Genomic DNA, 26331 nt, shown 5'->3' on the forward strand with positions numbered 1-26331 from the left:
GCGCGGTCACTCTCCGGGCAGGCGGAACGGCGGGAAGGTCGGCAGTTCCGGAGCGTCACCGCTGCCACCACCGCTGCCACCGCTGCCACCACCGTCGCCGTCCGGCGGCGGGGTGGTCGGCTCCCCGGTCGGCGGCTCTCCGGTCGGCGGGTCGTCGTCTTCGGGCTCCGGCACCGACACGAAAATCGTCACCTTGCTGCCCTTGGTCCGCTGGCTGCCGGCGTTCGGATTCTGGTCGGTCACCCGACCGGCTCGGTCGGCGGGCACCTCCGGGCCGATCTCCACCTCCCACCCGAAGCCGGCGTTCTCGAGTTCCCGCTTCGCGTCGGCCTCGGTGAGGTTCTCCACGTTCGGTACCCGGACCACGTTGCCCTTGGAGACGGTGAGGGTGATCACGGTGTTCTCGGCGACCTTCTCGCCTTCCTTCGGGTCGACCTCGAGCACCAGCCCGGCGGCGTCCGGGCTGTCCTTCTCCACGATCTTGACCCGGAGCTTGCGCTCCTCAATGCGGAGCTTGGCGCTGTCGACCTTGCCGCCGACGAGGCCCTCCGGAACGATCGCCTCCGGCTTGCCGCCGCAGACCTGCACGGTGACTGTGCTGTTCGGGGCGACCCGTTCCCCGGCGGGCGGGGCCTGGGTGGTCACCCGTCCCTTGCGGCAGTCCGAGGTGAACACGTCGTCACCGCGCGCCGGCTGGAAGCCGTCCGCCTCCAGCCGGGCGAACGCCTCCTGTTGGGTCATCCCGCTGAGCGTGGGCACCGGCACGTCCTCGACCGTCTTGTCGTTGAACAGCAGCGCGGCCACCAGGGCGATCACCGCGAGCACACCGAGCGCGGCGAACATGGCGATCAGCCAGGACGAGGCGCGCCGCTGACGCGGGTCACCCACCCGGGCCGGGATCTGCCGGGTCTGCGTCGCCCCGGCCGACGGGTAGCCCGGGCCGCCGGCTGCGGACATCGGTACGGTCTCGTCGTCGCGCAGTACCGGGGTGGCCATCACCGGCCGGCCGGCCGCCGCCCGGAGCAGGTCCGCGCGCATCTCGCCAGCGCTCTGGTAGCGGTTGAGCGGGTTCTTCGACAGCGCCTTGAGCACGATCGCGTCGACCGCCGGGTTGACCTCCGGGTTGAGGTCGCTCGGCGTCGGCGGGGCCTCCCGGACGTGCTGGTACGCGACGCTGACCGGGCTGTCGCCGACGAACGGCGGATGCCCGCAGAGCAGCTCGAAGAGCACACAACCGGCGGCGTACACGTCGGAGCGGGCGTCGACGGCCTCGCCGCGGGCCTGCTCGGGGGAGAGATACTGTGCGGTGCCGATGACCGCGCTGGTCTGCGTCATCGTGGTCGCGCCGCTGGCCAGGGCGCGGGCGATGCCGAAGTCCATCACCTTGACCTGGCCGGTCTGGGTGAGCATCACGTTGCCGGGCTTGATGTCGCGGTGGATGATGCCGTGCCGGTGGCTGAACTCCAGGGCGGCGCAGATGTCGGCGCAGATCTCCAACGCCCGCCGGGGCTGCAGTCGGCCCTCGGCGCCGAGCACCTCCTTGAGGGTGCGCCCGTTGACGAACTCCATCACGATGAACGGAAGGGTTTCGCCGGTGGGTGCCTGTTCCTCGCCGGTGTCGTAGACCGCGACGATCGCCGGGTGGTTCAGCGAGGCGGCGTTCTGTGCCTCGCGGCGGAAACGCATCTGGAAGGTGGCGTCCCGGGCGAGGTCCGTACGAAGCATCTTGATCGCGACGTCCCGGCCGAGCCGAAGGTCGCGACCACGGTGCACCTCGGCCATGCCGCCATACCCGAGCAGCTCGCCGACCTGGTACCTGCCACCGAGCAGGCGGGCCTGCGCTGTCATCGCGTCCGTCGTCCTTCGCTCGTCGTCGTCTCGTCGCCCGGTCGGGGCTGATCCAGTCGACGGTACGCCGTCTGGGCCGGATCGTCTCGCCCGTCGGGCCGCAGCGCGCCGGACGTCACCGCCTGCACGGACACCTCAACCGGCATGCCGCTGTTGATACTGTCCCGCAGCCTGTAGGAAACCACGCCCGAGCAGACCACGACCAGTGTGCCCAGCAGGATCGCCAGGAACACCATGCCGGAACGTGACCGCTTGGGTGCCGGCCGTGACTGCCCGGGCTGCGGGGCGTACGCCGGTGGGATCGGGGCCGCGCCGCGTGGATAGCCGGTCACCGCCGGTGCGACCGTCGTCGGACGCGGCTGCGCCATCGGCGGACGCGCGGTGACCGGCCGGTGACCCGCCGCCGGAGCGTGTGGTGCGGCCGGGTTGTGGCCGACGACCGGCGGACGGGGCGCGGCCGGTGAGTGGGGCGCCGCCGGCGGGCGGGGCGGCTGCGGCGGCGGTACCTGGGCCCGGCCGGGAGTCGATGCCGTCGGGGCACGCCCGGGTGCCGGTGACGCCGGGGCCGCCGAGATGGGCGCCGGCCCACCGGACCGTGCCTGCCGGGACAGCGCCGCCTTCAGTTGTCGGGCGGCCCCGGCCAGTACGGCGGCGCTCGCCCAGCGGTCCTTCGGGTCCTTGGCCATCGCCCGCTCGACCAGCGCGCAGACCTGCGGCGGGATGTCCGACGGCAGCGGGCGGGGAGTCTCCCGGACGTGCCGCATGGCGATGTCGAGGGGATTGTCGCCCTCGAACGGCCGACGTCCGGCGAGGCACTGATAGGCGACCACACCGAGGGCGTACACGTCGGAGGCGGGGGTGGCGACCTGACCGGTGGCCTGCTCCGGCGAGATGTACGAGGCGGTACCGAGCACCGAACCGGCCGCGGTCAGCTGACCGACCAGTTCGGATCGGGCGATGCCGAAGTCGGTCAGCACCAGCGTGCCGTTGGGGCGGACCAGCAGGTTGCCCGGCTTCACGTCCCGGTGCACGATGCCCTTGAGGTGGGCGGCGTGCAGGGCGTCGGCGGCCTGCGCGACCAGCGCCATCGTCCGGGCCGGGGTGAGCCGGCCGACCCGGCTGAGGGTGGCCGACAGCGGATCGCCCTCGATGTACTCCATCACCAGGAAGGCGATCTGCTGGTCGCTGCCGAAGTCGTAGACGTCGACCACGCCCGGGTGGTTGATCGTCGCCATGGTCCGGGCCTCGCCCCGGAACCGCTCGGCGAACCCCGGCTCGTCCAGCAACGCCGGGAGCAGGCTCTTGACCGCGACCGTACGGCCCAGCACCTGATCGGTGCCGCGCCAGACGTCGCCCATGCCGCCGCTGGCGATCCGCTCGTCGAGGCGGTACCGGTTGCCGAGCTGTACTCCCGGACTGAGCATGTCAGCGCCCTCCGGGGTCGGCGATTGCGGCGCGCATGATCTGGCCGGCGATCCGGGCGGCCTCGGCGCTGCCGCCGCTGCCGGCCTCTTCGAGCACGACGCAGACGGCGGAGACAGGGTTGCCGTCGGAGTCCAGTGCGAAACCGATGAACCAGCCGTGGTCGGGCCGGTCCGGCGCGGACTGGGCGGTGCCCGTCTTGCCGCCCACGGTGTAGCCGTTGATCTGCGCGTTGCGGCCGGTGCCGTTGCGCACCACGCTGACCATCATCTCCCGCAGGTCGGCGGCGACCTGGCCGCTGACCGGCCGACGCAGCTCGCGCGGGTTCGCGGTGTCGTAGACGGTGGTGCGGTCCGGCGCGAGCAGCTGACGCACCAGGTACGGCCGCATCTGACTGCCGTTGTTGGCCACCGCCGCAGCGATCATGGCCCCCTCCAACGGGGTCATCCGCACGTCACGCTGCCCGATCGAGGACTGGGCCAGCGCGGCCGGGTCAGGGCCGCCGTCCGGATTCTCCATGGTGCCGGTGCGGCTCGCCGCCACCGGATGACCGCCCTCGCCGAGCCGGCCGACGGTCAGGTCCTCCTGCTCGAAGCCGAAGTCCTGGGCCTTCTTCTTGATCACGTCGGGGCCGAGCTGCACACCGAGCTTGGCGAACCCGGTGTTGCAGGAGTCGGTGACCGCCGTCATGAGGGTCACCTGGGCCTGGGGGCAGATCGACGGCGCCGCGTTGGTGATCGACTGCCCGGAGGTGGGCGGGGTGTAGCTCGGCCCGGCCGGGATGTTGGTGTCCTTGCCGATGCCGTTCTCCAGCGCTGCGGCGGCCACCACGATCTTGAAGGTGGAGCCGGGCGGCAGCACCTCACCGAGAGCCCGGTTGCGCAGCGGGCGGGCCCGGTCCTGTTCCAGCTTGTTGTACGCCGCAGTGGCCTCGTTGGTGTTGTGGCTGGCCAGCGGGTTCGGGTCGAAGCTGGGCATGGAGACCATCGCCTGCACGGCACCGGTACGCGGATCGATGGCGATCGCCGCCCCCTTGCTCGCTCCCCGGTTGTTGTTGCGCAACTGGTCGTACGCGACGTCCTGGGCGCGGGGGGAGAGGGTGAGCAGCACGTTGCCCCCGGCGGTGCGGTCGCCGGTGAACATGTCCTTGATCCGGTTGGCGAAAAGCTTGTCGCTGGTGCCGGCGAGGAAGTCGTTCTCGGACCTCTCGATGCCGGTGTCGGCGAGGTTGACCGGCTTGTAGCCGAGCACGTGGGCGTACTTGGCCCCACCCGGGTAGGTGCGCAGGAAGGTCAGCTTGCCGTCGGTCTCCTTGCTGACCGCCAGCGCGGTGCCGCCGGCCTCGATGTTGCCCCGGCGGCGCTCGTACTCGGCGACCTGGACCCGACTGTTGTAGTCGCTGGTGCGGTACTCGTCGGCCTTGTACGCCTGAATCCAGTTCAGGTTGGCGAAGAGCAGGCCGAACAGGACGATGACGACGACGCCGACCCGGCGCAGGGGTGCGTTCACGGCCTGATCACCTCCGTGGGGGCACCGTGCAACTGCTCGGGCGGGCCCCCGGCCGGACGGTTCACCTTGCCGCCGCCGGTGACCGGCCGGCGGCCGGCGTCGGAGACCCGCATCAGCACCGCGATGAGCAGCCAGTTGGCCATCAGCGAGGAGCCACCGGCAGAAAGGAACGGCGTGGTCTGACCGGTCAACGGGATGAGCTTGCTGATCCCGCCGACGATCACGAAGACCTGTAGCGCGAGGGTGAACGCCAGACCGCCGGCGAGCAGCTTGCCGAACGAGTCCCGCACCGCCAGAGCGGCGCGCAACCCGCGCTCGACGATCAGCAGGTAGATCACCAGCAGGGCCGACAGCCCGAACAGGCCGATCTCCTCACCGAGGCCGGCGAAGATGAAGTCGTTCTGCACCTCGGGCAGCTCCATCGGCTGGCCGCCGCCCGGACCGGCCCCGAACAGCCCGCCGGTGCCCAACGCGAGCAGCCCCTGCACGAGCTGGTAGCCCTCGTCGTACGGCTTGGCGAACGGGTCGAGCCAGATCTGCGCCCGTACGTAGAAGTTGGCGAACGGCCCACCGATCGCCTCGCCGAGCACATACGCGAGGTAGGCGCCACCGAAGAAGAGGACCAGACCGATGAGCAGCCAACTGACCCGTTCGGTGGCGATGTAGACCGTCGCCACGAACATGCCGAAGTAGAGCAGCGAGGTGCCCAGGTCCTTCTCGAAGATCAGGACCAGCAGGCTGATCGCCCAGACCACCAGCACCGGGCCGAGGTCACGGCCGCGCGGGAAGTCGATGCCGAGGAACCGGTGACTGGCCAGCGAGAGCACCTCGCGCTTGCGAACCAGGTAGTAGGCGAAGAAGGCCAGCAGGGCGAGCTTGGCGAACTCGCCGGGCTGGATCGAGAAGCTGCCGATGCGTACCCAGAGCTTCGCGCCGTTGATCTCGGAAATGCTGGCCGGCAGCACTGCCGGGAGCATGACCAGCACGATGCCGGACAGCCCCAGGGTGTACGCGTACCGCGAGATCGAGCGGTGGTCGCGCACCAGGGCCAGCAGCCCGGCCGCGAGGACCACCGAGATCAGCGTCCAGGCCAGTTGCCGACCACCGGTGCCGGCGAAGACGGCCAGTTCCGCGCGGTCCTCCGGAGCGGCGCGGGCCAGGTCGAGCCGGCGCAGGAAGCCGACCCCCAGACCGTTGAGCAGCGCCACCGCCGGCAGCAGGGCCGGGTCGGCGAACGGCGCCAGGAACCGGATCACCATGTGCACGCCGAGGAACACGGCGGTGAGCACGGCGGCCGGCACCCAGAAATCCGAGGTGACCGTGTCGAGCACGTTCGCCTCGACCATCGCCCCGTACGCGGCGACCAGCGCCATGGCCAGCAGCAGCAGCGACAGTTCGGCGTTGCGCCGGGACCGCGCCAGGCGTACGCCAGGCCGCTCGCCCGCGGTGGCGGGCGAGGATGCCGGGGTGGCCGCTGCGGTCACGATCGTCCTCGGGTCGGAAGCCGACGCCTACTCGGGCGACCGGCAGGCCGCCGGGTCGACCGTGGGCGTGAAGGCGTCGGTGGGCGGGGCGTCCGGTGTGCTCACCGGTGGGGCCAACGAGCCACTGTCGGGCGACGGCGAGCCGCTGCCGACCGGGCTCGCCGAGCCGGCCGGAGTGCTCGGCGGCGGGGAGGTCGACTCTGTTGTGGGGTCGACGCTCGGAGTCGAGGTGGGCGGGCAGAGCGGCTTGAGGTTGACGTTGGTCGGGCTGTCCATCGTCAACTCCGCCAGCCGGCGTGCCGCGTCCGGCTCGTTCCTGGCCGGAATGCCCTGCTTGACCTGCTCCTGAGCGGCGAGGGTGAGATCGTCCAGCTGGGCCGTGCTCTTGGAGTGCACGGTGGAGAGATCCATGCCGGCGATCTCGCCCTGGATGCCCCGGAACACGGCCACCTGGCCGTCCTCGGTCGCCCCGACGTAGTACTGCCGCTGGGTGTAGTCGTACCCGGCGAAGACACCACCCCCGATGATCACCAGGAGGGCGGTGGTCATCGCCAGGGCACGCAGCGGGCGACGGCGCACCTCCGGCTCGTCGTCGCCGGTTCCGGCCGGCTCCTCGGGCACGGGCGGCCGGGGAGCGGAGAGCGCCGAGGCACGGGCGGCCGGGGTGGAGACGTCGGCCGAGGTCGCCATGCCCCGGTCCCGCGCGGCCGCGCCGCCGACGATCGGGGCCGCTTCGACGATGTCCCGGTCGGTGGCGTCGGCGATGATCACGGTGATGTTGTCCGGACCACCGCCGCGCAGGGCGAGCTGGACGAGTCGCTCGACGCACTGCTGCGGGTCGGCATACTCGCGCATGGTCTCGGCGATGGTTTCCGCACTGACCACCCCGGACAGGCCGTCCGAGCAGATCAGGTAACGGTCACCGGGCAACACCTGACGGACCGAGTACTCCGGGTCGATGTCCCGGCCGTCGAGGGCACGGGTGAGCAGCGACCGCTGCGGGTGGCTGCTCGCCTCCTCCGGGCTGATCCGACCCTCGTCGACGAGCATCTGGACGTACGTGTCGTCCTTGGTGATCTGGTTGAAGTCGCCGTCGCGCAGGAGATAGGCACGCGAGTCACCGATGTGGACCATGCCCAGCTTGCTGCCGGAGAAGAGGGTCGCGGTGAGTGTGGTGCCCATCCCCTCCAACTGCGGGTTGGCGTCCACGGTCTCGCGGAGCTGTTGGTTGGCGGTGCCCACGGCGGAGCGCAGCGCGTCGACCAGGGCGTCACCAGGGACGTCCTCGTCGAGCGGCGCCATGGCACCGATGACGATGTTGCTGGCGACGTCACCGGCGGCCATACCGCCCATGCCGTCGGCGACGGCGAGTAGCCGCGGTCCGGCGTAGACGGAATCCTGATTGCCGTCTCGGATCAGACCGCGGTCGCTGTGGGCCGCATAGCGCAGGGTCAGAGTCATGGCCGTAATTCGAGAGAGGTGCGGCCGATCCGGATCGGCACGCCGAGGGGTACGGGGGTCGGTCCGGTGACCTTAGCGCGATCCAGGTACGTCCCGTTAGTCGAACCGAGGTCTTCGACGAACCACTGCCCTTCACGGGGCAAGAGCCGGGCGTGTCGCGCCGAGGCGTAGTCGTCGGTGATGACGAGGGTGGAATCCTCGGCACGACCGATGGTTATCTGAGCCTCACCCAAAGTGATCCTGGTGCCGGCCAGTTGACCGGCGGTCACCACCAGCTGGTGGGCCGCCCGGCCCCGCTTCACCTTCGCCGGTTTCGCCGCACCCTGACCGGTCGACGCGCCCACCGCCCGGGGCGCGGCCACCAGTCGGCCCGACCGGGCCCCGGCGAAGAGGTCCCGGCGGATGACGCCGACCACCGTGAACACGAAGATCCACAACAGGACGAGAAATCCGAACCGGGCGACGGTGATGACGAGTTCCGGCAAGGCGGATCAGCCGTCCACGCGGAAGGTCAGCGTGGTGGTGCCGAGCTGGATCATGTCACCGGGGTTCAGCGCCACGGCGGAGACGCGCTGGCCGTTGACCATGGTGCCGTTGGTGGAGCCGAGATCGGTCAGCACGACCTGCCCACCGTCGAAATCCAGCCGGGCGTGTCGGCGGGAGATGCCGACATCCGGCAGGCGCAGGTTGGCCTGATCCCCGCGACCGATCACGGTCGAACCCATCTGCAGCGGGTAGGTGCGGCCGTCGCCGGAGACCAGTCGCACGTTACGACCGGCACCGTGCCCCGGCGGCGGGCCGTAGCCGCCACCCTGGTCGTACGCGGGATAACCGCCCGGGCCGGCGTCGTAGCCGGGCGCCGAGACCGGGGCGACCTCGCCACCGGTGTAGACCTCTGCGGTGACCCGGAACATGCCGGTGTCCAGCCCTTCACCGCGCTCGATCTCGACGATCACGTCGCCGTAGACGGTCCACGCCTGCTCGCCGATGAACTCCGCCTGCGACTGGGCCAACTCCTGGGCCAGCGCGGCGGCGTACGGCGCCAGCCGACTGTGGTCGTACGGCGAGAGATCGATCACGTAGCGGTTGGGCACCAACGTGCGCCCGCCAGCCAGGATGGCCTTGTGCGCCTCGGCCTCCCGCTGCATGGCGTTGAGGATCTCCACGGGGTGCACGACCCCTTTGAAGACCTTGGCAAAAGCCCCTTCGACCAGGCCTTCCAGACGCTTCTCGAAGCGTTGCAGCACGCTCACCGGCTCCTCCTCGGGTCCCGAGGACATGATGGTATCCGTCCAGAGCGCACGCAGCTCACACGCCGCTCGGCCGGCAGGCCACGCCTCGTTCGGACGGCTCAGGATTGTCGTGCTACTCTTTCGTCCGCCACGAACGGTAACCGCTGCGAGCAGCGAACGCCATTCGCGGCGAAGACCGGAGCCACGTAATATGGCCGAGGCCCCGCTGGCGACAGCGGTGTCGGCACTGATTACGCTGTCCGAGGTCATGCCACGGGGAAGTGGCGGAATGGCAGACGCGCACGGTTCAGGTCCGTGTGCCCGAAAGGGCGTGGGGGTTCAACTCCCCCCTTCCCCACCAGCGACGAGGGCTCCGCAAATATGCGGGGCCCTCGCTCTTTATCTGGGCGTACCGGACGTCACGCTATGCTTCGCTGGTTTCTGCCTTCAACGGACCAGGAGTGGCTCGTGAGTGTCGCATTCGTGACCGGTTCGGGCGGGTTGATCGGCTCTGAGGCGGTCCGGCACTTCGCCGGCCTGGGTCTCGATGTGGTCGGCATCGACAACGACATGCGGCAGGAGTTCTTCGGCGAGGAGGCGTCCACCGCGTGGAACGTACGCCGGCTCACCGACGACCTGGGTGACGCGTACTCGCACCACAGCATCGACATCCGCGACCGGGGCGCGCTCGGTGCGCTGTTCAAGCGGTACGGCAGGGACGTGTCGGTGGTGATCCACACCGCCGCGCAGCCCTCGCACGACTGGGCGGTACGCGATCCGTTCACCGACTTCGACGTGAACGCCGCAGGCACCCTGAACGTGCTTCAGAACGTGCGCGAGCACTGCATCGAGGCGCCGGTCATCCACTGCTCGACCAACAAGGTCTACGGTGACCGGCCGAACAGCCTGCCTCTGATCGAGCTGGAGACCCGCTGGGAGATCGAGCCGGGGCACCCGTACGAGCGGGGCATCCGGGAGGACATGTCGATCGACGCCTGCCTGCACTCGATCTTCGGCGCCTCGAAGGTCGCGGCGGACGTGATGGTGCAGGAGTACGGCCGGTACTTCGGGATGAAGACGGCCTGTTTCCGGGGTGGCACGCTGACCGGGCCGGCGCACTCGGCGACCGAGTTGCACGGCTTCCTCGGTTACGTGATGCGGGCCAACATGGAGCGCCGCACCTACAAGATCTTCGGCTACCAGGGCAAGCAGGTCCGGGATGCCATCCACAGCTCGGACGTGGTCTCCGCGTTCGAGGCCTTCTTCCGCAACCCGCGCTCGGCGGCGGTCTACAACCTGGGTGGCGGCCGGCACTCCAACACCTCCAACCGGGAGGCGTTCGCGCTGGCCGAGCAGATCACCGGCCAGGAGATGATCACCGAGTACGTCGAGGCCAACCGGATCGGCGACCACAAGTGGTGGATCGGCTCCAACGAGGCGTTCCAGGCCGACTACCCGGACTGGAAACAGGTGTACGACGTACCCATGATCATGCGAGAGATCTACGAGGCCAACGTGGACAAGTGGGTCCCGGCGAACGACGGCGAGGTCCGGCCGTGAGCAAGCGCAACGTGCTCGGCGTCCTGGTCGACGCCACCGACTATGCGACGGCGACCGAGCAGGTCATTGCCGCCGCGCAGGATCGCCGACCGCTGGCGCTGACCGCACTGGCCGTGCACGGGGTGATGACCGGGGTGCTGGACCCGGCGCACAATGCCCGGTTGAACTCCTTCGACCTGGTGACTCCGGACGGCCAGCCGGTCCGTTGGGCGCTGAACCTGTTGCACGGCGCAGGGCTCACCGACCGGGTCTACGGGCCGCAGCTGACCCTGCACGTGCTCTCCCGCTGTGCCGACGAGGGCCTGCCCGTCTACCTGTACGGCTCGACCGAACAGACCCTGGCCCGGTTGATCCCGGCGCTGGAGCGGATGTTCCCGGCACTCAAGATCGCCGGGGTGGAGCCGTCCAAGTTCCGTGCCGTCCAGCCGGGCGAGGACGTGGAGATCGCCGACCGGATCAAGGCCAGCGGCGCCCGGCTCGTCCTGGTCGGCCTGGGCTGCCCCCGCCAGGAGATCTTCACGTACGCGATGCGCCCCCTGCTGGACATGCCGCTGATGGCCGTCGGTGCGGCCTTCGACTACCACGCCGGGCTGCTGCGCCAGCCACCGCCGTGGATGCAGCGGGCCGGACTGGAGTGGTTCTGGCGGTTCGGCCTGGAGCCGAAGCGACTGTGGCGGCGGTACGTCATCCTCAACCCGGCGTACCTGAGCCGGTTGTTCGCCCAGAAGACCGGCCTGTGGAAGGCCCGGCCGCCCGCGCCGGCCACCGAACGGCCGGCCGGTTTCGCGGTCTGACGGTACGCCGACCCCGCGCCCCGGAGTTGACGACGATCGGGCCCCCGGCTGTGCAGCCGGGGGCCCGATGTCGTACCAGTGTCAGAGGTTCAGGGTCCAGGTGTTGATGTAGCCGGTGTCAGCGAGGTACACGTCGCGCACCTGCAACCGCCAGGTGCCGTTCGCCGCCTCGCTGGACAGGTTCACCGTGTAGGTGGCGTTCACGTTGTCCGTGCTGTCCGAGCCGCTGCTGTTCTTCAGCCGGTAGGACGAGCCGTCCGGGGCGAGCAGGTCGATGACCAGGTCGCCACGGTAGGTGTGCACGATGTTCACCGCCACGGTCGAGCTCGACGAAGCGTTGCGGTTGCAGCCGGAGATCGTGATCGAGCTGGTCACCGCCGAGCCGGCGTCCGGGATCGAGACGTCGGTGCCGTTGGTGCCGGAGCAGCTGCCGCTACCGCTGCCGGTCACCGTCAGCGTGTAGGTGGCGGTCTTGGTGCCGGAGGCCGCGCTACCGGTGATGGTCACCGGGTACGTGCCGGCCGGAGTGCTGGCCGAGGTGCTGATGGTCAGCGCCGAGGACCCGCCCGAGGTAACCGTGGCCGGGCTGAACGAGGCGGACGCCCCGGACGGCAGGCCGCTGGCCGAGAGGCTGACCGACTGGGCGGAGCCGTTGGTGGTGGCGGTGGACACCGTGGCGGTCGCCGAACCGCCCGGCGCAACCGAACCCGAGGTCGGCGACACCGACACCGAGAAGTCGTTGGTCGGCGGCGGGGTGCTGCCGTTGACCACGTAGAGCAGCTGGTTGGGGGTACCGGTGCCCACGTTGCTGATCACGTTCGGCGTGGAGTTGTTGACCAGGTAGTCCCGCACCTGCTGGTTGCTCCAGGACGGGTTGGCCGAGAGCACCAGGGCGGCGGCACCGGCGACGTGCGGCGAGGCCATCGAGGTACCGCTGATGGTGTTCGTCGAGGTGTCGTTGGTGATCCACGGGGCCGTGATGCTCACGCCGGGCGCCAGGATGTCGACGCAGGTGCCGAAGTTGGAGAAGCTCGCGGCGGCGTCGTTGTTCTGGGTGGCACCGACGGTGATCGCCGGCGCGGTCCGGGCCGGGGAGTAGTTGCAGGCGTTCTGCCGGACACCGAGGCTGTTGCCGTTACCGGCGGCCACCACGAAGGTGACACCCGAGTTGATCGAGTTGATCACCGCGTTGTCGAGCGTGGCGTTCGCCCCGCCACCGAGGCTCATGTTGGCCACGGCAGGCTTGACCGCGTTCGCGGTGACCCAGTCGACCCCGGCGATGACTCCGGCGTTGGTGCCGCTGCCGGCGCAGTTGAGCACCTTGACGGCCACCAGTCGGGTCGCCTTGGCGACGCCGTACGCGGTGCCGCCGACCGTACCGGCGACGTGGGTGCCGTGGCCGTTGCAGTCGGTGTTGTTGGAGTCGACCGCGTTGGTGCCCCAGGTCGCCCGGCCCCCGAAGTCCGAGTGGGACGTCCGGATGCCGGTGTCGATGATGTACGACGTCACGTTCGAGGCCGTGTTGGGGTACGTGTAGGAGCTGTTCAGCGGCAGATTGCGCTGGTCGATCCGGTCCAGACCCCAGGACGGGGGGTTCGTCTGGGTGGCGGCGAGTTGCACGGTGTGGTTCTGCTCGACGTACGCGACCGCCGGATCTGCGGCGATCCGGGCCGCCGCCTTGGCGCTGAGCCGCAGCTCGGCGCCGCGGATGGCCGCGCTGTACGTACGGGCCGTCGCTCCGCCGTGCCGGCTCAGCAGCCGGGCCACCGAGGAGCCGACCGCGGCACGGCTCACTTCGCTGTCCTTGAACACGACGATGTAGCTGTCTTTGACGGCGGTGGCGCCGCCGGCGCTTCGGATCGTGCCGACCGGCTCGGCGGCCATGGCGGGCGTCGCTGCCGCCACCATGGCCAACGCGGCCAGTCCGACGAAAACGGACCTCTGTCGAAGAACCATCTTCCTACCTCCCTCTGTCGGCAGCCCTCGTCGCATTGCTCATGGCCAATTGATCGATGACTGCCGATCAAGGAGAGGGTAGTTCGAGGCATGGACACAGATAAACATGTCGGATCCCTCATAACATGAAACGATGGTTCCCCTACGGGGGCGGCTACGGGACGAACGGGGGGCGGTCCCGGATTCGGCGAGCCGGAGAACGGGCAAGGCTGACAGGCATGCAGAACCACCTCGTCCTCCTGCTCCCGGTCGCCGTCGTCTGGTGGGCCGCCGGCTACCTCGCGGAGGGGTTGCCCCGGATGACACACGCGCGCGAGCTTCGTCGACATGCCAGCTGGCTGCTCGGGCTCACGCTGGTCGGGCTCGGCCTGACGGTGGCTCTGCCGATCGCCGGTCTGACCACCGCCGGGGCGACCCTGGCTGACCGAGCCGCCGCTGGGCTGGCGCTCGCCGCGCTACCGGCGCTGGTCGTGGCGCTCTGCACCGTACGCCGGGTGCGTCGGCTTCGCGCCGGAGCGGGCGCGCTGGCCGTCACCGCTCGGACGCCCGCGCCACACGGGCTACGGGCCGCCGCCGCCCACCCGCTGATCGGACTGCCGTTGCAGGTGACCGGCCTGGCCCTGCTGCCCGCGCTGATCACGGCCAGCGGTGCCGCCGAGTTCTTCGGGCCGGGCATCACCGGGCCGGCGGTCACCATCGGGGTGCTGGGCGTCGGGGCCATCGGCGTCCGCCACGCGCTACGGCACAATCGGCTCGCCGAGCGGGCCATGCCGCAGCGGTCCGCGAACTCAGCGAGCCCGGCCGGCGCCCTGCACGTATAGCAGCTCCAGGATCGCCCGCGTCGCCTCGAACCAGCGGTCGAGCCAGCCCGGAGGCGGCACGCTGCCCCTCGGCGGCAATTCCAGCAGCAGACCGCGCAGCAGCGGATGGTCCGCCAGGGAGCCGTCGTCAACCGTCGACCATCCGGTGGCTGGGAACGACGGCTCGGTGAGCGGGTTCGGATCCAACGACGGCAGGGTCAGCGGCGACGTGACCTGCTCGGTCGGCGGCGCGGCATCCCGCCCGGCGTGTTCGGCGTCCGTCGACACCACCTCGGTCAACACGGTGTCCCGTCGAGCCCCGCGATATTTCCCGCCGAACCGTTCCGGCTTGCCCGGCCCGTTGGTGAGGTTGTCCGATCCGATACTCGTCATCAGTCTCGCCTGCCTCGCTCGGTTACCCGCCCTGCTCGGGGGGATGTCGACCAGCGCGTACCGAGAGGTACAACGAGACGGATACGAAGTGGCGACGGCAGCCGGGTCATACGCTGCGGCAGGACGCCCGAGCGGCCCGGAAATACGACGTGGTCCCCGACCGGCCGTGCCGATCGGGGACCACGTCACTGCTACGGGATCAACCCCGCCCGAAGACGCCGTCCCGTGTGCTGGCGACGAAGGCGTGCCAGTCACCCGGGGCGAAGACCAGGGCCGGACCGGCCTTGTCCTTCGAGTCCCGGACGCCGACCGCCCCGGTCACGTAGGCGACCTCAACGCAGTTGTCACAGTTCGGCCCGCTCTTCGAGCTCTTGAACCAGTGCGCCTGCGTCAGGTCCACGGGGAATCCTTGCGTCGCCATTTCCACAGCGGCTCCTCTGCCAGTTTTGCAATGTATCCGACGGACTCCTCCGGACGCATGGCCGCTGCTCGAATGTGATCGAAGATGAAGCTGTACTTCTGTAGTTCGTCGCTCTTCTCCAGGAAGAGCCCACCCGTGGCGTTCTCCGCGTACACGACATCCGGATCACCGGGTTCGGGGAAGCTCAGGATCGTGAAGGTGCCGTCCATGCCCGCGTGGGCCCCGACGTCGAACGGCAGGACCTGCAACGTCACGTTCGGCAGCTGTGCTACCTCCACCAACCGCTTGAGCTGGTCACGCATGACCGTGTCCCCGCCCACCGGACGGCTCATCACCGCCTCATCGAGCACCACCCACAGATCGACCGGATCATCCTGGGTCAACAACGACTGACGACCGAGTCGGACACGCACCCGTTGCCGAACCTGCTCCGCGGTGAAATCAGGGCGGGCGGCACGGATCATCGCGCTGGCGTAGTCCTCGGTCTCCAGTAGGCCCGGAACCACCTGCTGTTCGTACGCACGGATCGAACTGGCCGCAGCCTCCAGGCCCACGTAGGCCCCGACCAACACCGTGCTGTACGGATGCCACCAGCCCTTCTGCCGTGCCTCCCGAGCGATCTGCACCAGCTCGTCGCTCTCGGCACCGACCACACCGTAGATCCGCAGCATGTCCCGTACGTCCCGGGGTGTCGCACTGGTGTGACCGGTCTCGATCCGGGAGATCTTCGACGCCGAGCATTCCAGTTGCTCGGCGACGGCCTCGATGGTGATTCCGGCGGTTTCGCGCTGGCGGCGTAGTTCCGCGCCGAGACGGCGCCGCCGGATGGTCGGACTGCGCCGCTCGCTCACGGTGTCACCTTCCGCCTCGACGCGCCGCTGCTTGCCGCCCGCCTGGGGCGCGACCTTATGCGGCGGGCGTTTCGCGGCAATGGGGTGGAGCCGGTCCTCGACCGGCCGCGACGGGCGAAACCGGTCTCAGTGTGCCGTTTGGGTGGCAGCACGTTCAAGCGCCGTTTCGCGCGAGCCGCTCACGTATCGGCAAAAGTCGACATGCAACTTGCATGAAGCACGACACTGATGCACTCTGTCCGTATGACACGGGCTACGCACCGTCCCGACCCAGTCTCCCACTGTGATCACCATCGTGCAGACGGGGAAGACGGTCGGGCCTGTGAATCCGGCGGCCGGTCACCAACGCCCGACGGTCGCAGCGGCCTCAGTCATCTTCCCTGAACAGCCGAGACATCGCGGGGCCGAGTACGCCACCAGCGCAGCGAGACCCGTCAAGGTTCCGAGACGCGACCTCGTCGCCGGAGCCCCCACCTCCCCAGATCAGCCCCGCCGGCCTTCCCCGCCGGCCGACCCTTCAGGAGCCCATGTGCTTCCCCGCTCCGGTGACGTACTGCACGTGACAAGCGCGGCGAGTGTCCAGTTCATCAAACCCATTCACTTCCGGGTGATCCGGGTGCTGGACCGGCCCACCTATGACGGCTGGCTCTGGCTCGAAGGCTACGAGTTAAACGCGGCGGGGGACGCGGTCAACCGTCGTTCGATCTTCGTCCAGCGGGCTGGGCTGCAACTGGTGCAGGCCGCCCCGCAGCCGCGACAGCACACTGTCCGCTCGGCCCGCCGACCGGTCACCCGGACTCCGATCCGCGTGGGCTGAGCATCCGGAACACCCGCCGACGGGCACACCGGCGCCATAGAATCGGTGTGCCCACCCCGGCACGTCTCCACCCCGCGCGTCCAGGACCCCGAACCTGGGATGGCCATGGTCAATCTGTCCGCGCGGCGGCCCCATCGGTCCCGTATCACCTACGCCTTCGGAATCCTGGCACTGCTCGGTGCCGCCACCACCCTGATGGTGCTGGTCCGGGATCCCGCCCTGTCGTCCACCCGGCTGGCCGAGCCGGTTCCCGCCCCCGAGATCACGGTGGTGGAAACCACGCCGACGGGGCCGGGAGGCTTACCACCCGCCTGGGACGAGTTCGCCGACGACGGCTCCGCCGTGCTGACGCCCGACAACTCGGCCGTGTTGCCCGGCGACTCCGAACCGTCCGCCGGCACCCCGCACCGGGCGGCGACGTCGCACGGTTCCGCCGGTGCACACAGCTCCGACGAGCTCAGCCGGTCACTGTTCTGGTCCGGGGTGTTCGGGCTGGCCATCTCCCTCGCCGGACTCGGTCTGGTCGGCACCAGACGGCGGATGTGGTGAGTACGCCGATCATCCGGTAGGGCTCGACGTGACCGTCGGATCAGCGGTCGGCTCGGTGGTCGTCGGCCCTGCGGTCGGTGCCGTCGTCGACGGGCTCGGACTGGCCGTGGCGACCACCAACCTGACCACGTCGCCCGACTCGACCGGATCACCCGCCGCCGGATCGGTGGCGATCACGGTGCCGGCCGGCTGCTCCGACGGGCGGTACTCCACCTGGTGTTCGAGATCGAGCTGGTCCAGCAACGCCCGGGCCGCCTCCTCGGAGAGTCCGATCAGTGGCGGCATCGGCAGCGCAGCCGGCGCCGAGCTGGTCGTCGGCGCAGCCGAGGGCGAGCGGGTCGGTGAAGCCGAGACGCTCGTCGGTGCCGTCGACGTCGTCGGTTGCGGCGATGGCGGCGCGGAGCCTCCCTCGTCCACCGCCTGACGCGCCAGCCACAGCCCGACCCCGAGCAGACCGACCAACAACAGCAGGACGATGCCCCAGACGATCGGCAGCCACCAGCGCCGCCCGGCCTGTTCGTCGCCGTACCATTCGCCGGCCGCCAGTTCACGGTCGTCACCCGGGCGCAGCGGCGGCACCTCCGCACGTCCCGACCACGGCGCCGAATCGGACCGCCGCGTCGGTGGCACGAGCACGGTCTCGTCCGCCTCCGGGCCGGGCGTACCGCCCAGTGCAGCGGTCTCGTCGGGATCCCCGGCGGCCGGAGGCAGCGGACGTGTCTGGTCGTCCGGCTGCGCCTCGCCCCGCTCGCTCATGACGGCATCCCCACGTGGGTCAACCTAGCGGTTCCGCAGGCCATCGGTCGGCATCAGCGTGTCGGGTGCCCGTCACTGCGGCGAAGGACTCTCCGCGTCTGGCGGTGGAGTGCCGCAGAAGATGGATACGACGTCATCCCATCGTCCGACGGTGCCACCGACGGGTTCCTGGGCGGTGACGGTCCCGGACCGCCCGGAAGGGTAGCGGGGCGAGAAGCCGTCGTCGACGAGTTCGGCCGCCGCCTCCCGGCACCTCTTCCCGACCAGGTCCGGCACCTCGTTCAGCGGTGCCGCCCCGGCCACGGTGATCGAGACGGTGACACCGCGCTTCACCGGTGTACCGGCCGCCGGGTCAGTGCTCCGTACGCTGGGGTTGTCGCCGCTGCCGAAAACGAACTTCCAGCCCAGTCCCCGCTTGCGCAGCTCGTCCCGGGCCTCCTCGAAGTCCATGCCGACCAGGTCCGGCACGGTCAGTCCGGTCGGACGCGGTGCGGTGGCGCTGGTCGACGCGGACGTTGGCGTGGGCCGCTCACGCGGTGTCGGAGTTGCCTGTGCGCTGGGGCTGCGGCTCCCGTCCGCGACGACGGACCGATTTGTCGTCGGCTTCTGGTCGCCGGCGAGCACCCAGCCACCGGCGGCACCGATCACCGAGAGCAGCACTGCGGCAACGCCACCACCGACCAGCATCGTCCTGCGGTCGGTGCCAGCCCGCTCCGGCCCCGCGTCCGTGATCCCGTCCGTCATTACGCCCACCGCCTCATCACCGGCGACCGTACTCACCGATGCCAAGCACCGTCCGTCACCTTCATCGCCCCGGTATGGCGTACGACTCGCCGCACCGAGCACAGGAGGTTACGCTGCCCGGCATGGCCAGACAGGGCTGGGGAGCATCGATCGCCACCGCAGCCGGCGTGGCAGCCGGCGCCGGTGCCGCCCAACTGGGTTTCGGGTACGGCCTGGGCATTCTGAACTGGGCACCGGCCGATCCGACCGCCGGCACGGCGGCCTGGGTCGCCAGCCTGATCTGGGCCACCTGGATCGCCGCCACGTCGACCATCTTCGGTGCGGTCTGCGCGCAGCGGCTGCGCGACCGGCGCCCGAGCACGTCCCCGTCCGACGCCGGGCCGGCCGATGCAGGTCAACTGCCGGAGGCCGGCGAACCCAGTGGTGACGGCCTGTGGTGGATCGCGTTGGCCGGGGCCGCCGCGCTGGGCGCACTGATCACCGTCCTGCTGGTCGCCGTGCCCGCCCGGGTCGCGGTGGTGCCGGACACCCCCGATCCCCGGGACATGGCCGCCGGGTACGCCGCAGTCGGCGTGCTGGTGGGGGCGTTGGTGGCGCTCTGGTCACTGCGCTGCCGGGCGGCAGCCACCAATGTCATCGCCACCGCCAGTTGGCTGTGGCTGCTCGCGGTGGTCGCCGTGGTCGACTCGGTGCTCGCCGGCCGCGGCCTGACCACCGCCCAGCTGGGCATCTGGCAGCTCAGCTCCGACAGCGACCAGTTCTGGATCCGGGACTACTTCTACTGGCCCGGGGCGATCCTCTCCCTCGGGTCGGCACTGGTGATCGGGGTGCTGGCCGCCCGTCGTGGCGTACGCGACTCCCGTCGACGGGTCGGCGCCACCGCTTCCGGTGCGGCCGGTCCACTGCTGGTGGCGGTCGCCTACTTCCTGGCGGTACCGAGGTTGACGGCGATCAGCCCGGAGCAGGTGTCCGCTCACCTCATCGCCCCGTACGCCGCGATAGTCGGAGTCGGCGGTTCCGTTCTCGTCGCGGCGCTCGCCCAACGGACTGCCGGGCGCGGGTCGGCCCGTCCGGCCACCGACCAGGCACCCACCCCGCTCGTGCCTCGACAGCGTGTCGGCGACAACGACCGCACGGACACACCAGCCACCGGCGAGCCGGCCGAGGACGGCACCGGCGGGCAGACCGGACGCAACACCATCGAGCCGGCGTCGACCGGCGTCACCACCGAGCCGGCACCGGCTGGGCATGCGTCGGAGGTGTCGACGGAGATCACCTCGACCGAGGCGCAGGGCGGTTCGGCTGCGGGCCGGCAGGCCGAGCCGGCATCCGATACCGAGCCGGAGACTCCGGGCCGACGGGCCCGCCCACCGCGTCGGGCTCGCTGAGCGTCAGTCGATCGGCCAGGTGTGCACCGGCTCGTTGGTGCCCTGCAACTCGGCGTAGCGCTGGAGCATGTGGTGCAGGGCGGTCCGCCGGTCGAGGCCCCGTCGCCGCTCGGCGGCCCATACCGTCGCCGTCTGCCACACCGCACCGTTGCGGCCGGTACGACAGCGCTGCTCGATGATGCCGAGTAGCCGATCGCGCTCGGCCGGGGCCACCCCGAAGCCGTCGAGCCCGGCGGCCGCGATGGGCAACAGCACGTCGAGAACCAACCCCGTCACCGGCACCTCGCCGAGGCGTGGCCAGTGCAGGACGGCGTCCATGCCCCGTCGGGCGGCGGCGTGGAAGTTCTCCTCGGCGGAGCTGAAGGTGAGCTGACTCCAGATCGGACGGTCGGCCTCGGCCAGGCCGCGTACCAGCCCGAAGTAGAAGGCGGCGTTGGCCAGCATGTCGACCACGGTGGGCCCGGCCGGCAGCACCCGGTTCTCGACCCGCAGATGCGGACGGCCGTTCATGATGTCGTACACCGGGCGGTTCCAGCGGTAGACGGTGCCGTTGTGCAGTCGCAGCTCGGCCAACTCGGGCACCCCACCGGCGTGCAGGACCTCGACCGGGTCCTCGCTCTCGCAGATGGGCAGCAACGGCGGAAAGTAGCGGACGTTCTCCTCGAAAAGATCGAAGATCGAGGTGATCCAGCGTTCCCCGAACCACACCCGAGGTCGTACGCCCTGCGCCTTCAGCTCGTCCGGGCGGGTGTCGGTGGCCTGTTCGAAGAGGGCGATCCGGGTTTCCGCCCAGAGCTGTCGGCCGTACAGGAAGGGCGAGTTGGCGCCCACCGCGACCTGGGCGCCGGCGATCGCCTGGGAGGCGTTCCAGTAGTCGGCGAAGCTGTCCGGTGCCACCTGGAGGTGGAACTGGAGGCTGGTGCAGGCGGCCTCGGGCGCGATCGAGTCGGTGTGCGTACGCAGCCGCTCGACACCACGGATGTCGAGTTCGATGTCCTCGCCCCGCGCACCGACGATCTGGTCGTTGAGCACTCGGTAACGTTCGTTCGTGGACAGGTTGTCGGCCACCAGGTGACACTCGGTCAGCGTCGGCAGGATGCCGACCAGGACGATCCGGGTGTCCGACCGGGCCGCCCGCTCGCCCGCCCGGTTGAGGCTGCCGAGCAGGCCGCGCTCGTAGTCGCTGAATCCCCCACCGGAAATCAGTCGCGGGTTGGCGTTCAACTCCAGATTGAACTGTCCCAGCTCGGTCTGGAACAGCGGATCGGCGATGGCGGCGAGGATCTCCTCGTTGCGCATCGCGGGTTCGGCCGTCGGATCCACCAGGTTGAGTTCGATCTCCAGGCCGGTCATCGGCCGGTCTGCGTCGAAGCCGAAGTCATCCAGCATCAGAGCGAAGACGTCCAGGCAGCGGCGGACCTTCTGCCGGTAGAGAACCCGGTCCTCACGGGAGAATGTGGCTCGGTCGACATCCCTGCCCATATGTTCCTCCCGGCGCGCGGCGCGACGGAACGGTGCCGTTCCGCAGCGCAGTGTGAACCTTACTCGCTGACCTGCCGAACAAGGCTGCCCGAAGATCGGTCCGTTGCCGCAGTCCACCGCCCGGCAACGCCGCCTTGACCAGCGACTTAACCAGGTCGGAAGCGCTGGATCGCCTCCTACCCAGCCGTGTTGCCGCGGCCAACCGGTCACCCGGCTAACAATCTGTGACATTTTGCACCGACGATGGCGGCTTGCACGAGCGGAAGTGAGCCGACGTGGACGACCAGCGGTGGTCCCGGCGGCGGACAGCCGACAGGCCCGCGCAGCGTGGGCGCGGGCCTGTCGGTCGTACCGGGGTCAGGCCTGGCGGACGGCCTCACCTTCGATCTCGATCTTGATCTTCTTGCCGACCAGGACGCCACCCGACTCCAGGGCGACGTTCCAGGTCAGACCGAAGTCCTCACGGTCGATCTCGGCGCTCGCCGAGAAACCGAAGATGTCCTGCCCGAACGGGCTGCGGCCGACACCCTCGAACTCGACCTTCAGGTCGACCGGACGGGTCACGTCCTTGACGGTGAGTTCGCCGGCGAGGACGAACTCGTTGCCGCTGTGGGACTTCACACCGGTGCTGCGGTATTCCAGCGTGGCGAACTTCTCGACGTCGAGGAACTCCGGGCTGCGCAGGTGAGCGTCCCGGTCGGCCTGGGCAGTGGTGATGCTGGCCGCCTGGAGGGTCGCGTTGACCGTGGACTCCAGGGGGTCCTCGGCGATGGTGATGGTCGCGCTGGCCTCGGTGAACTCACCACGCACCTTGGACACCATCATGTGCCGGGCCACGAAGCCGACCCGCTTGTGCGCGGCGTCCAGCAGGTAGGTGCCGGCCGCCGGGATGGTAAGGCCGTTCCACTCGCGGGTAACCGACTCGGTGCTGCTGGTCATGAGAAACTGCCCTCCGGGAGATTGTTAGTAGCCCAACGACTTCCTAAGCAACTATACTCGAAGCAATATTCCATGTGTCAAGTACTGCTAGGATGGCCTGGTGAACCCGAACGTGTTCGATGACCCTCGCATCACGGCAGTTGGCCTCCTCTTCGAAGTACACGCCGGGCTGTCCGCCCGATTCGCCGCCCAACTGGAAGAACACGGGCTGTCCTCGGTCGAGTTCGAGGTGCTCACCCGACTCACCCGCTCGCCCGGCAATCAACTGAGAATGACCGACCTCGCCGCCCAGACCTCGCTGTCCACCAGCGGCGTGACCCGGGTGGTCGACCGGATGGAGCGCGACGGGCTGATCACCAGACGCGCCTGCCCGTCCGACCGGCGTAGCTCGTTCGCGGTGGTGACGCCGGCCGGCCTGCGCCGCCTCGACGAGTGCCTACCAGGCCACCTCCAACTCATCGAGGACTGGTTCACCGGCCAGTTGGATCCGGCGGCGCTCAATGCGCTGCTCGACGGTCTGCGGCGGGTGCGCGACGCGGTACATCCCTGCGCCACGGCCGGCAGCGGCGACTCAGCCACCCTCACCGAGGATGCCGACCCCACCCAGTGCTGATCATCCCCGCGTAGCGGTTGTTCTGTCCACAACCCCGGCCGGGAACTACCGGTGTTCGGCTGACCAGCCGAGGGTGACGCCAGCGGCAGAAAGAGCGGCAGAACCAGTCGGTCAAACGGTGATAGGCCATCAAAACCGACAGATGGCCTCGCACCGCATCGCTAGTCTCGGGTCAGCGGGGGCGCAACGGGGGGTGCCGGCGCGGGCGATGAGCGAGGGGTGGCAACAGGGGGCTTCCTCGCCCGCGCCACCACCCCACGTTGCCCGGACCGATCGCGGGCCCTCGACGACTTTTCCACGGCAGCGCCGTGCTCATCGGCGAGCGACGCCACTCCGAGCGACGCCCGAGCGCGCAGCGCCGGCTCGGCATCGGCGGTACGCGGATCGGCGAGCAGCCGCAGCAGCCACTGCCGGCCCGGAACGGCCCGCCCGCGAAGCCGCCACCAGAGCGGCAGGCCGGCCGCCAGACGCAACGCGGTGTGGGGGTCGTCGACCGCCGCGTACACCATCGCGGAGCTGATATCCCCGGAGACCTCGTCGAGTCGGTGCGCTGCCTCGGTGGCCTCGTCGCCGGCCAGCCCTGGTGCAGTGTGCTCCACGAGACGGGTGATGACGCGGGCATGCCGACGACGGATCACCGTCGACTCACCGGCGCCGGACGCCCGCTCGATGGCATAGTCCCGGACCGCGTCGAGCAGCCGGAAGCGAAACGGGCCATCCCCGCGTACGTTCAGCAGCCCCAGTTCGAGGAACCGGTTGAGCAACCGTACGGGATCGGCGGTGATGGCCGTATTCGCGAGCATCTCCTCCGCCAGTTCGATCGACCAGCGGTTGCCGAACGCGGCGAACCGGCGCAGCGCCGCGCGCTCCTCGTCGTCGAGCAGTCGATAGCTCGTCGCCACCGCGTCGCGCAGCGTCTCCACCACCGCCGCTCGGGCCTCGTCCGGCCGCGCCTGACCGGTCTCCCAACCGCTACGGGCCGCTACCGAGGTGTCCAGGTCCAGCACCCGGTCGCCGTACCGGTCAAGTAGCTCGGTCAAGCTGAGCAGCCGGCCACGCGCCGCCATCAGCTCGATGGCCAGCGGAAGCCCGCCCAGTCGCCGTACCAGTGCGGCCAGCGCGGGCAGTTCGGCGGCGGTCGGTGGTTCCCGACGGACCTGGGTCAGCCGGGCGGTGAACAGCGCCACCGCCGGATAGCCGGCAAGCGTCGACGGGTCGGTGACATCCGGCGGCGGCTCCTCCAACGGCGACACCGGCCGGACCCACTCGTCCGGCAAGCCCACCGGATGCCGACCGGTGACCAGGATCCGCAGCGAGGGCACGGCATCGACGAGCCGCTGCAACGCCCCGGCCACCGAATCGGGCGCCCGTTCGGCCGCGTCCACCAGCAGCAACGCCGGGCGGTCGCCGAGTCGGGCAGCCAACTCGGTCATCCGGGCCGCCCCGAAGACGCTCAACGAGGCGGCGAGCACGTCGGCGGCGTCCGACCCGGCACCGACCAGCATCCCACTCGCGCCACCCGGGTGGGCGGCGGCGACGGCGTGTCCGACGGCCAGCGCGAGTGCGGTCTTGCCGACACCGGCCAGTCCCACCAGGCTGACCACCTGCGGCCCACGCGACTCGGTCAGCAGGGTGACCAACTCAGCCAGCTCCCGTTCCCGCCCGATCAGCTCCGGTGGTGGCGGGATGGGCCTCGGCGTACCGAGGTCGGACCGGGCGCTGCCGACAGCGGTTCTTCGAGCGGCGGCCACGAAGGCCCTACGGGCGGCACCGGCCAGTTCGAGCGCGTCGGCAAGCAGTTCGACGGTGGTGCGCTGCGGACGCGAGGAGCGTCCCCGTTCCAGGTCACGGATCGTCCGCACGCCTACGCCGGCACGAATCGCCAGTTCGGCCTGGGTGAGGCCGGCGGCCCGCCGGTGCCCTCGCAACAGCTCCGCGAGGCCGGACGGCTCGGTCGAACCCGATGAACGATCATGACCCAAAGTCATGGCCAGGGACATTACGGGCCAGGACCGACAACCGACACGCGAGCGTCAACCACCCGACCGGCCGATGCGGAAACCCGACAGGAAGGGCCGGGGTCAGCCAGACACCGGCGCCCCGCAAATCCTCACATCCCCAGGTCCCGCGCGATGATCATGCGCTGCACCTCGGAGGTACCCTCGCCGATCTCAAGAATCTTGGAATCCCGCCAGAACCGGGCCACCGGGTACTCGTTCATGAAGCCGTACCCGCCGTGGATCTGCGTCGCTTCCCGGGCGTTGTCCACCGCGATCGTGCTGGCGTGCAACTTGGCGATCGCCGCCTGCCGCTTGAACGGCTCGCCGGCCAGCATCCGGGCCGCCGCGTCGTAGTAGGCCAGTCGCGCGGTGTGCGCCTTCATCTCCATGTCCGCGACCTTGAACTGGATCGCCTGGTAGTTGCCGATCGGCCGGCCGAAGGCGTGCCGCTGGCCGGCGTACTTGACCGACTCGTCGACGCAGCCCTGAGCGAGGCCGACGGCCAGTGCGGCAATGGCGATCCGGCCCTCGTCGAGGATGCGCAGGAACTGGGCGAAGCCCCGGCCGCGCTCACCGAGCAGGTTCCCCGCCGGCACCCGACAGTCGTCGAAGGTCAGCTCATGGGTGTCAGAGGCGGTCCAACCGACCTTCGAGTAGCCGGGAGCGACGGTGAAGCCCGGCGTACCGCTCGGCACGATGATGGTGGACAGTTCCTTCGAGCCGTCCGGTCGGATGCCGGTGACGGCGGTGACGGTGACCAGGGCGGTGATGTCCGTTCCCGAGTTCGTGATGAACGCCTTCGAGCCGTTGATCACCCACTCGTCTCCGTCCAGCACGGCCCGGGTCTCGGTGCCCCCGGCGTCCGAGCCGGTGCCAGGCTCGGTGAGCCCGAACCCGGCCAGCGCCTCGCCGCTGAGCAGCTTCGGCAGCCAGCGGGCCTTCTGCTCGTCGGTGCCGAACCGGTAGATCGGCATCGCGCCGAGCGAGACCGCCGCCTCCAGGGTGATCGCCACGCTGGAGTCGACCCGGGCCAACTCCTCCAACGCCAGGCAGAGGGCGAAGTAATCGCCGCCCATGCCGCCGTACTCCTCGCCGAAGGGCAGGCCGAACAGCCCCATCTTGCCCATCTGCCGGATGATCTCGTACGGAAAGGTGTGCTGCTCGTAGTGCTCGGCGATGACCGGCGCGACCACCTCGCGGGCGAAGTCCCGCACGCTGTCGCGCAGCGCCTGGTGCTCCTCGGAGAGCCGGAAGTCCATCGGGGGTTCCTCCTGGGTGGACGGGCCGCCGGGCGCTCGTGACGCCGCTGACG

The 26331-nt window shown here is 69.9% G+C and carries 23 protein-coding genes, 1 tRNA gene and 1 pseudogene; 8 read left to right on the forward strand and 17 right to left on the reverse strand.

The genetic code is table 11. From position 1 onward, the window contains the following. Positions 1–6 precede the first annotated feature (6 nt). The 7 genes from pknB to AB0M35_RS07230 are packed head-to-tail and all read right to left on the reverse strand — an operon-like array spanning position 7 to position 9004. Entirely contained in the window at positions 7–1848 is a 1842-nt protein-coding gene (pknB, locus tag AB0M35_RS07200; RefSeq protein WP_363742593.1) for a Stk1 family PASTA domain-containing Ser/Thr kinase, read from the reverse strand. Then, on the reverse strand, positions 1845–3272 hold the full coding sequence (locus AB0M35_RS07205) for a serine/threonine-protein kinase (RefSeq protein ID WP_363742596.1): 1428 nt from the start codon (positions 3270–3272) through the stop codon (positions 1845–1847). Before AB0M35_RS07205 ends, pknB begins: the two co-directional genes overlap by 4 nt. 1 nt (position 3273) lies before the next feature. Beyond that, positions 3274–4779 (reverse strand): penicillin-binding protein 2, encoded by a 1506-nt coding sequence (locus AB0M35_RS07210; RefSeq protein ID WP_363742599.1) that lies wholly within the window; start codon positions 4777–4779, stop codon positions 3274–3276. Continuing rightward, positions 4776–6263: an FtsW/RodA/SpoVE family cell cycle protein gene (locus tag AB0M35_RS07215; RefSeq protein ID WP_363742602.1), complete on the reverse strand. Its 1488-nt coding sequence runs from the start codon at positions 6261–6263 to the stop codon at positions 4776–4778. Before AB0M35_RS07215 ends, AB0M35_RS07210 begins: the two co-directional genes overlap by 4 nt. A gap of 27 nt (positions 6264–6290) precedes the next feature. Next, complete coding sequence (locus tag AB0M35_RS07220; RefSeq protein WP_363742605.1) at positions 6291–7724, reverse strand: protein phosphatase 2C domain-containing protein; 1434 nt, start codon at positions 7722–7724, stop codon at positions 6291–6293. Further along, positions 7721–8209 (reverse strand): FHA domain-containing protein, encoded by a 489-nt coding sequence (locus AB0M35_RS07225; protein ID WP_363742608.1) that lies wholly within the window; start codon positions 8207–8209, stop codon positions 7721–7723. Before AB0M35_RS07225 ends, AB0M35_RS07220 begins: the two co-directional genes overlap by 4 nt. Positions 8210–8215: 6 nt before the next feature. Then, positions 8216–9004 carry a DUF3662 and FHA domain-containing protein gene (locus tag AB0M35_RS07230; RefSeq protein ID WP_363742611.1) on the reverse strand — a complete coding sequence of 263 codons (789 nt, stop codon included), beginning with the start codon at positions 9002–9004 and terminating at the stop codon, positions 8216–8218. Positions 9005–9231: 227 nt separating this feature from the next. Here AB0M35_RS07230 and AB0M35_RS07235 point away from each other — a divergent pair. The 3 genes from AB0M35_RS07235 to AB0M35_RS07245 all read left to right on the forward strand — a co-directional run bounded on the left by AB0M35_RS07235 (position 9232) and on the right by AB0M35_RS07245 (position 11310). Beyond that, positions 9232–9317, forward strand: a tRNA-Leu gene (locus AB0M35_RS07235). Between the two features lie 65 nt (positions 9318–9382). Then, positions 9383–10516: an NAD-dependent epimerase/dehydratase family protein gene (locus AB0M35_RS07240; protein ID WP_363742614.1), complete on the forward strand. Its 1134-nt coding sequence runs from the start codon at positions 9383–9385 to the stop codon at positions 10514–10516. Next, positions 10513–11310, forward strand: a complete 798-nt coding sequence (locus AB0M35_RS07245; protein WP_363742617.1) for a WecB/TagA/CpsF family glycosyltransferase — start codon at positions 10513–10515, stop codon at positions 11308–11310. Before AB0M35_RS07240 ends, AB0M35_RS07245 begins: the two co-directional genes overlap by 4 nt. Positions 11311–11391: 81 nt before the next feature. Here AB0M35_RS07245 and AB0M35_RS07250 read toward each other — a convergent pair whose 3' ends face one another. Further along, complete coding sequence (locus AB0M35_RS07250) at positions 11392–13266, reverse strand: S8 family serine peptidase (RefSeq protein ID WP_363742620.1); 1875 nt, start codon at positions 13264–13266, stop codon at positions 11392–11394. Positions 13267–13484: 218 nt separating this feature from the next. Here AB0M35_RS07250 and AB0M35_RS07255 point away from each other — a divergent pair, with 218 nt between their 5' ends. After that, positions 13485–14087: a hypothetical protein gene (locus AB0M35_RS07255; RefSeq protein ID WP_363742623.1), complete on the forward strand. Its 603-nt coding sequence runs from the start codon at positions 13485–13487 to the stop codon at positions 14085–14087. On the opposite strand, the gene AB0M35_RS07260 is transcribed toward AB0M35_RS07255, so the two are convergent. The 3 genes from AB0M35_RS07260 to AB0M35_RS07270 all read right to left on the reverse strand — a co-directional run bounded on the left by AB0M35_RS07260 (position 14055) and on the right by AB0M35_RS07270 (position 15731). Then, positions 14055–14459, reverse strand: coding sequence for a hypothetical protein (locus tag AB0M35_RS07260; protein ID WP_363742626.1), 405 nt, complete (start codon positions 14457–14459; stop codon positions 14055–14057). The genes AB0M35_RS07255 and AB0M35_RS07260 overlap by 33 nt on opposite strands. 199 nt (positions 14460–14658) lie before the next feature. Next, on the reverse strand, positions 14659–14880 hold the full coding sequence (locus AB0M35_RS07265) for a DUF397 domain-containing protein (RefSeq protein ID WP_363742629.1): 222 nt from the start codon (positions 14878–14880) through the stop codon (positions 14659–14661). Next, on the reverse strand, positions 14850–15731 hold the full coding sequence (locus tag AB0M35_RS07270) for a helix-turn-helix transcriptional regulator (protein ID WP_363742632.1): 882 nt from the start codon (positions 15729–15731) through the stop codon (positions 14850–14852). Before AB0M35_RS07270 ends, AB0M35_RS07265 begins: the two co-directional genes overlap by 31 nt. Positions 15732–16260: 529 nt before the next feature. On the opposite strand from AB0M35_RS07270, the gene AB0M35_RS07275 reads away from it, so the two are divergent. Together AB0M35_RS07275 and AB0M35_RS07280 are read left to right on the forward strand one after the other, a co-directional pair. Beyond that, positions 16261–16548, forward strand: a complete 288-nt coding sequence (locus AB0M35_RS07275; protein WP_363742633.1) for a hypothetical protein — start codon at positions 16261–16263, stop codon at positions 16546–16548. A 99-nt stretch (positions 16549–16647) separates the two neighbouring features. Beyond that, positions 16648–17097: a hypothetical protein gene (locus AB0M35_RS07280; RefSeq protein ID WP_363742635.1), complete on the forward strand. Its 450-nt coding sequence runs from the start codon at positions 16648–16650 to the stop codon at positions 17095–17097. 9 nt (positions 17098–17106) lie between these two features. Here AB0M35_RS07280 and AB0M35_RS07285 read toward each other — a convergent pair whose 3' ends face one another. Both AB0M35_RS07285 and AB0M35_RS07290 read right to left on the reverse strand, forming a co-directional pair. After that, complete coding sequence (locus AB0M35_RS07285; protein WP_363742637.1) at positions 17107–17853, reverse strand: PASTA domain-containing protein; 747 nt, start codon at positions 17851–17853, stop codon at positions 17107–17109. A 72-nt stretch (positions 17854–17925) separates the two neighbouring features. Then, positions 17926–18597: a PASTA domain-containing protein gene (locus AB0M35_RS07290; RefSeq protein ID WP_363742639.1), complete on the reverse strand. Its 672-nt coding sequence runs from the start codon at positions 18595–18597 to the stop codon at positions 17926–17928. 122 nt (positions 18598–18719) lie between these two features. Here AB0M35_RS07290 and AB0M35_RS07295 point away from each other — a divergent pair, with 122 nt between their 5' ends. Next, complete coding sequence (locus AB0M35_RS07295; RefSeq protein ID WP_363742640.1) at positions 18720–19985, forward strand: hypothetical protein; 1266 nt, start codon at positions 18720–18722, stop codon at positions 19983–19985. 3 nt (positions 19986–19988) lie between these two features. Here the strand turns inward: AB0M35_RS07295 and AB0M35_RS07300 are convergent, their stop codons facing one another. After that, on the reverse strand, positions 19989–21467 hold the full coding sequence (locus AB0M35_RS07300; protein ID WP_363742642.1) for a glutamate--cysteine ligase: 1479 nt from the start codon (positions 21465–21467) through the stop codon (positions 19989–19991). Between the two features lie 357 nt (positions 21468–21824). After that, positions 21825–22406 (reverse strand): YceI family protein, encoded by a 582-nt coding sequence (locus AB0M35_RS07305; RefSeq protein ID WP_363742645.1) that lies wholly within the window; start codon positions 22404–22406, stop codon positions 21825–21827. Between the two features lie 100 nt (positions 22407–22506). Between AB0M35_RS07305 and AB0M35_RS07310 the strand changes: the two genes are divergently transcribed. Continuing rightward, a complete protein-coding gene (locus AB0M35_RS07310) occupies positions 22507–23019 on the forward strand; it encodes a MarR family transcriptional regulator (protein ID WP_363742647.1) in 513 nt (170 codons plus the stop codon). A 290-nt stretch (positions 23020–23309) separates the two neighbouring features. Here the strand turns inward: AB0M35_RS07310 and AB0M35_RS07315 are convergent. Together AB0M35_RS07315 and AB0M35_RS07320 are read right to left on the reverse strand one after the other, a co-directional pair. Next, a pseudogene (locus AB0M35_RS07315) lies at positions 23310–25007 on the reverse strand (helix-turn-helix domain-containing protein); the annotation flags it as partial. A 122-nt stretch (positions 25008–25129) separates the two neighbouring features. Next, positions 25130–26278 (reverse strand): acyl-CoA dehydrogenase family protein, encoded by a 1149-nt coding sequence (locus AB0M35_RS07320; RefSeq protein WP_363742650.1) that lies wholly within the window; start codon positions 26276–26278, stop codon positions 25130–25132. Between the last annotated feature and the right edge of the window lie 53 nt (positions 26279–26331).

It is taken from the genome of Micromonospora sp. NPDC051196, from assembly GCF_040682415.1.
In the GTDB taxonomy this organism is placed as follows: Bacteria; Actinomycetota; Actinomycetes; order Mycobacteriales; family Micromonosporaceae; genus Micromonospora.

Bases quoted from the DNA above. Each gene is read 5' to 3' on its own strand.
- pknB (WP_363742593.1), bottom strand. From the start codon at position 1,848: ATGACAGCGCAGGCCCGCCTGCTCGGTGGCAGGTACCAGGTCGGCGAG.
- AB0M35_RS07205 (WP_363742596.1), bottom strand. From the start codon at position 3,272: ATGCTCAGTCCGGGAGTACAGCTCGGCAACCGGTACCGCCTCGACGAG.
- AB0M35_RS07220 (WP_363742605.1), bottom strand. From the start codon at position 7,724: ATGACTCTGACCCTGCGCTATGCGGCCCACAGCGACCGCGGTCTGATC.
- AB0M35_RS07230 (WP_363742611.1), bottom strand. From the start codon at position 9,004: ATGTCCTCGGGACCCGAGGAGGAGCCGGTGAGCGTGCTGCAACGCTTC.
- AB0M35_RS07240 (WP_363742614.1), top strand. From the start codon at position 9,383: ATGCTTCGCTGGTTTCTGCCTTCAACGGACCAGGAGTGGCTCGTGAGT.
- AB0M35_RS07250 (WP_363742620.1), bottom strand. From the start codon at position 13,266: ATGGTTCTTCGACAGAGGTCCGTTTTCGTCGGACTGGCCGCGTTGGCC.
- AB0M35_RS07255 (WP_363742623.1), top strand. From the start codon at position 13,485: ATGCAGAACCACCTCGTCCTCCTGCTCCCGGTCGCCGTCGTCTGGTGG.
- AB0M35_RS07260 (WP_363742626.1), bottom strand. From the start codon at position 14,459: ATGACGAGTATCGGATCGGACAACCTCACCAACGGGCCGGGCAAGCCG.
- AB0M35_RS07265 (WP_363742629.1), bottom strand. From the start codon at position 14,880: ATGGCGACGCAAGGATTCCCCGTGGACCTGACGCAGGCGCACTGGTTC.
- AB0M35_RS07280 (WP_363742635.1), top strand. From the start codon at position 16,648: ATGGCCATGGTCAATCTGTCCGCGCGGCGGCCCCATCGGTCCCGTATC.
- AB0M35_RS07285 (WP_363742637.1), bottom strand. From the start codon at position 17,853: ATGAGCGAGCGGGGCGAGGCGCAGCCGGACGACCAGACACGTCCGCTG.
- AB0M35_RS07290 (WP_363742639.1), bottom strand. From the start codon at position 18,597: ATGACGGACGGGATCACGGACGCGGGGCCGGAGCGGGCTGGCACCGAC.
- AB0M35_RS07295 (WP_363742640.1), top strand. From the start codon at position 18,720: ATGGCCAGACAGGGCTGGGGAGCATCGATCGCCACCGCAGCCGGCGTG.
- AB0M35_RS07300 (WP_363742642.1), bottom strand. From the start codon at position 21,467: ATGGGCAGGGATGTCGACCGAGCCACATTCTCCCGTGAGGACCGGGTT.
- AB0M35_RS07305 (WP_363742645.1), bottom strand. From the start codon at position 22,406: ATGACCAGCAGCACCGAGTCGGTTACCCGCGAGTGGAACGGCCTTACC.
- AB0M35_RS07320 (WP_363742650.1), bottom strand. From the start codon at position 26,278: ATGGACTTCCGGCTCTCCGAGGAGCACCAGGCGCTGCGCGACAGCGTG.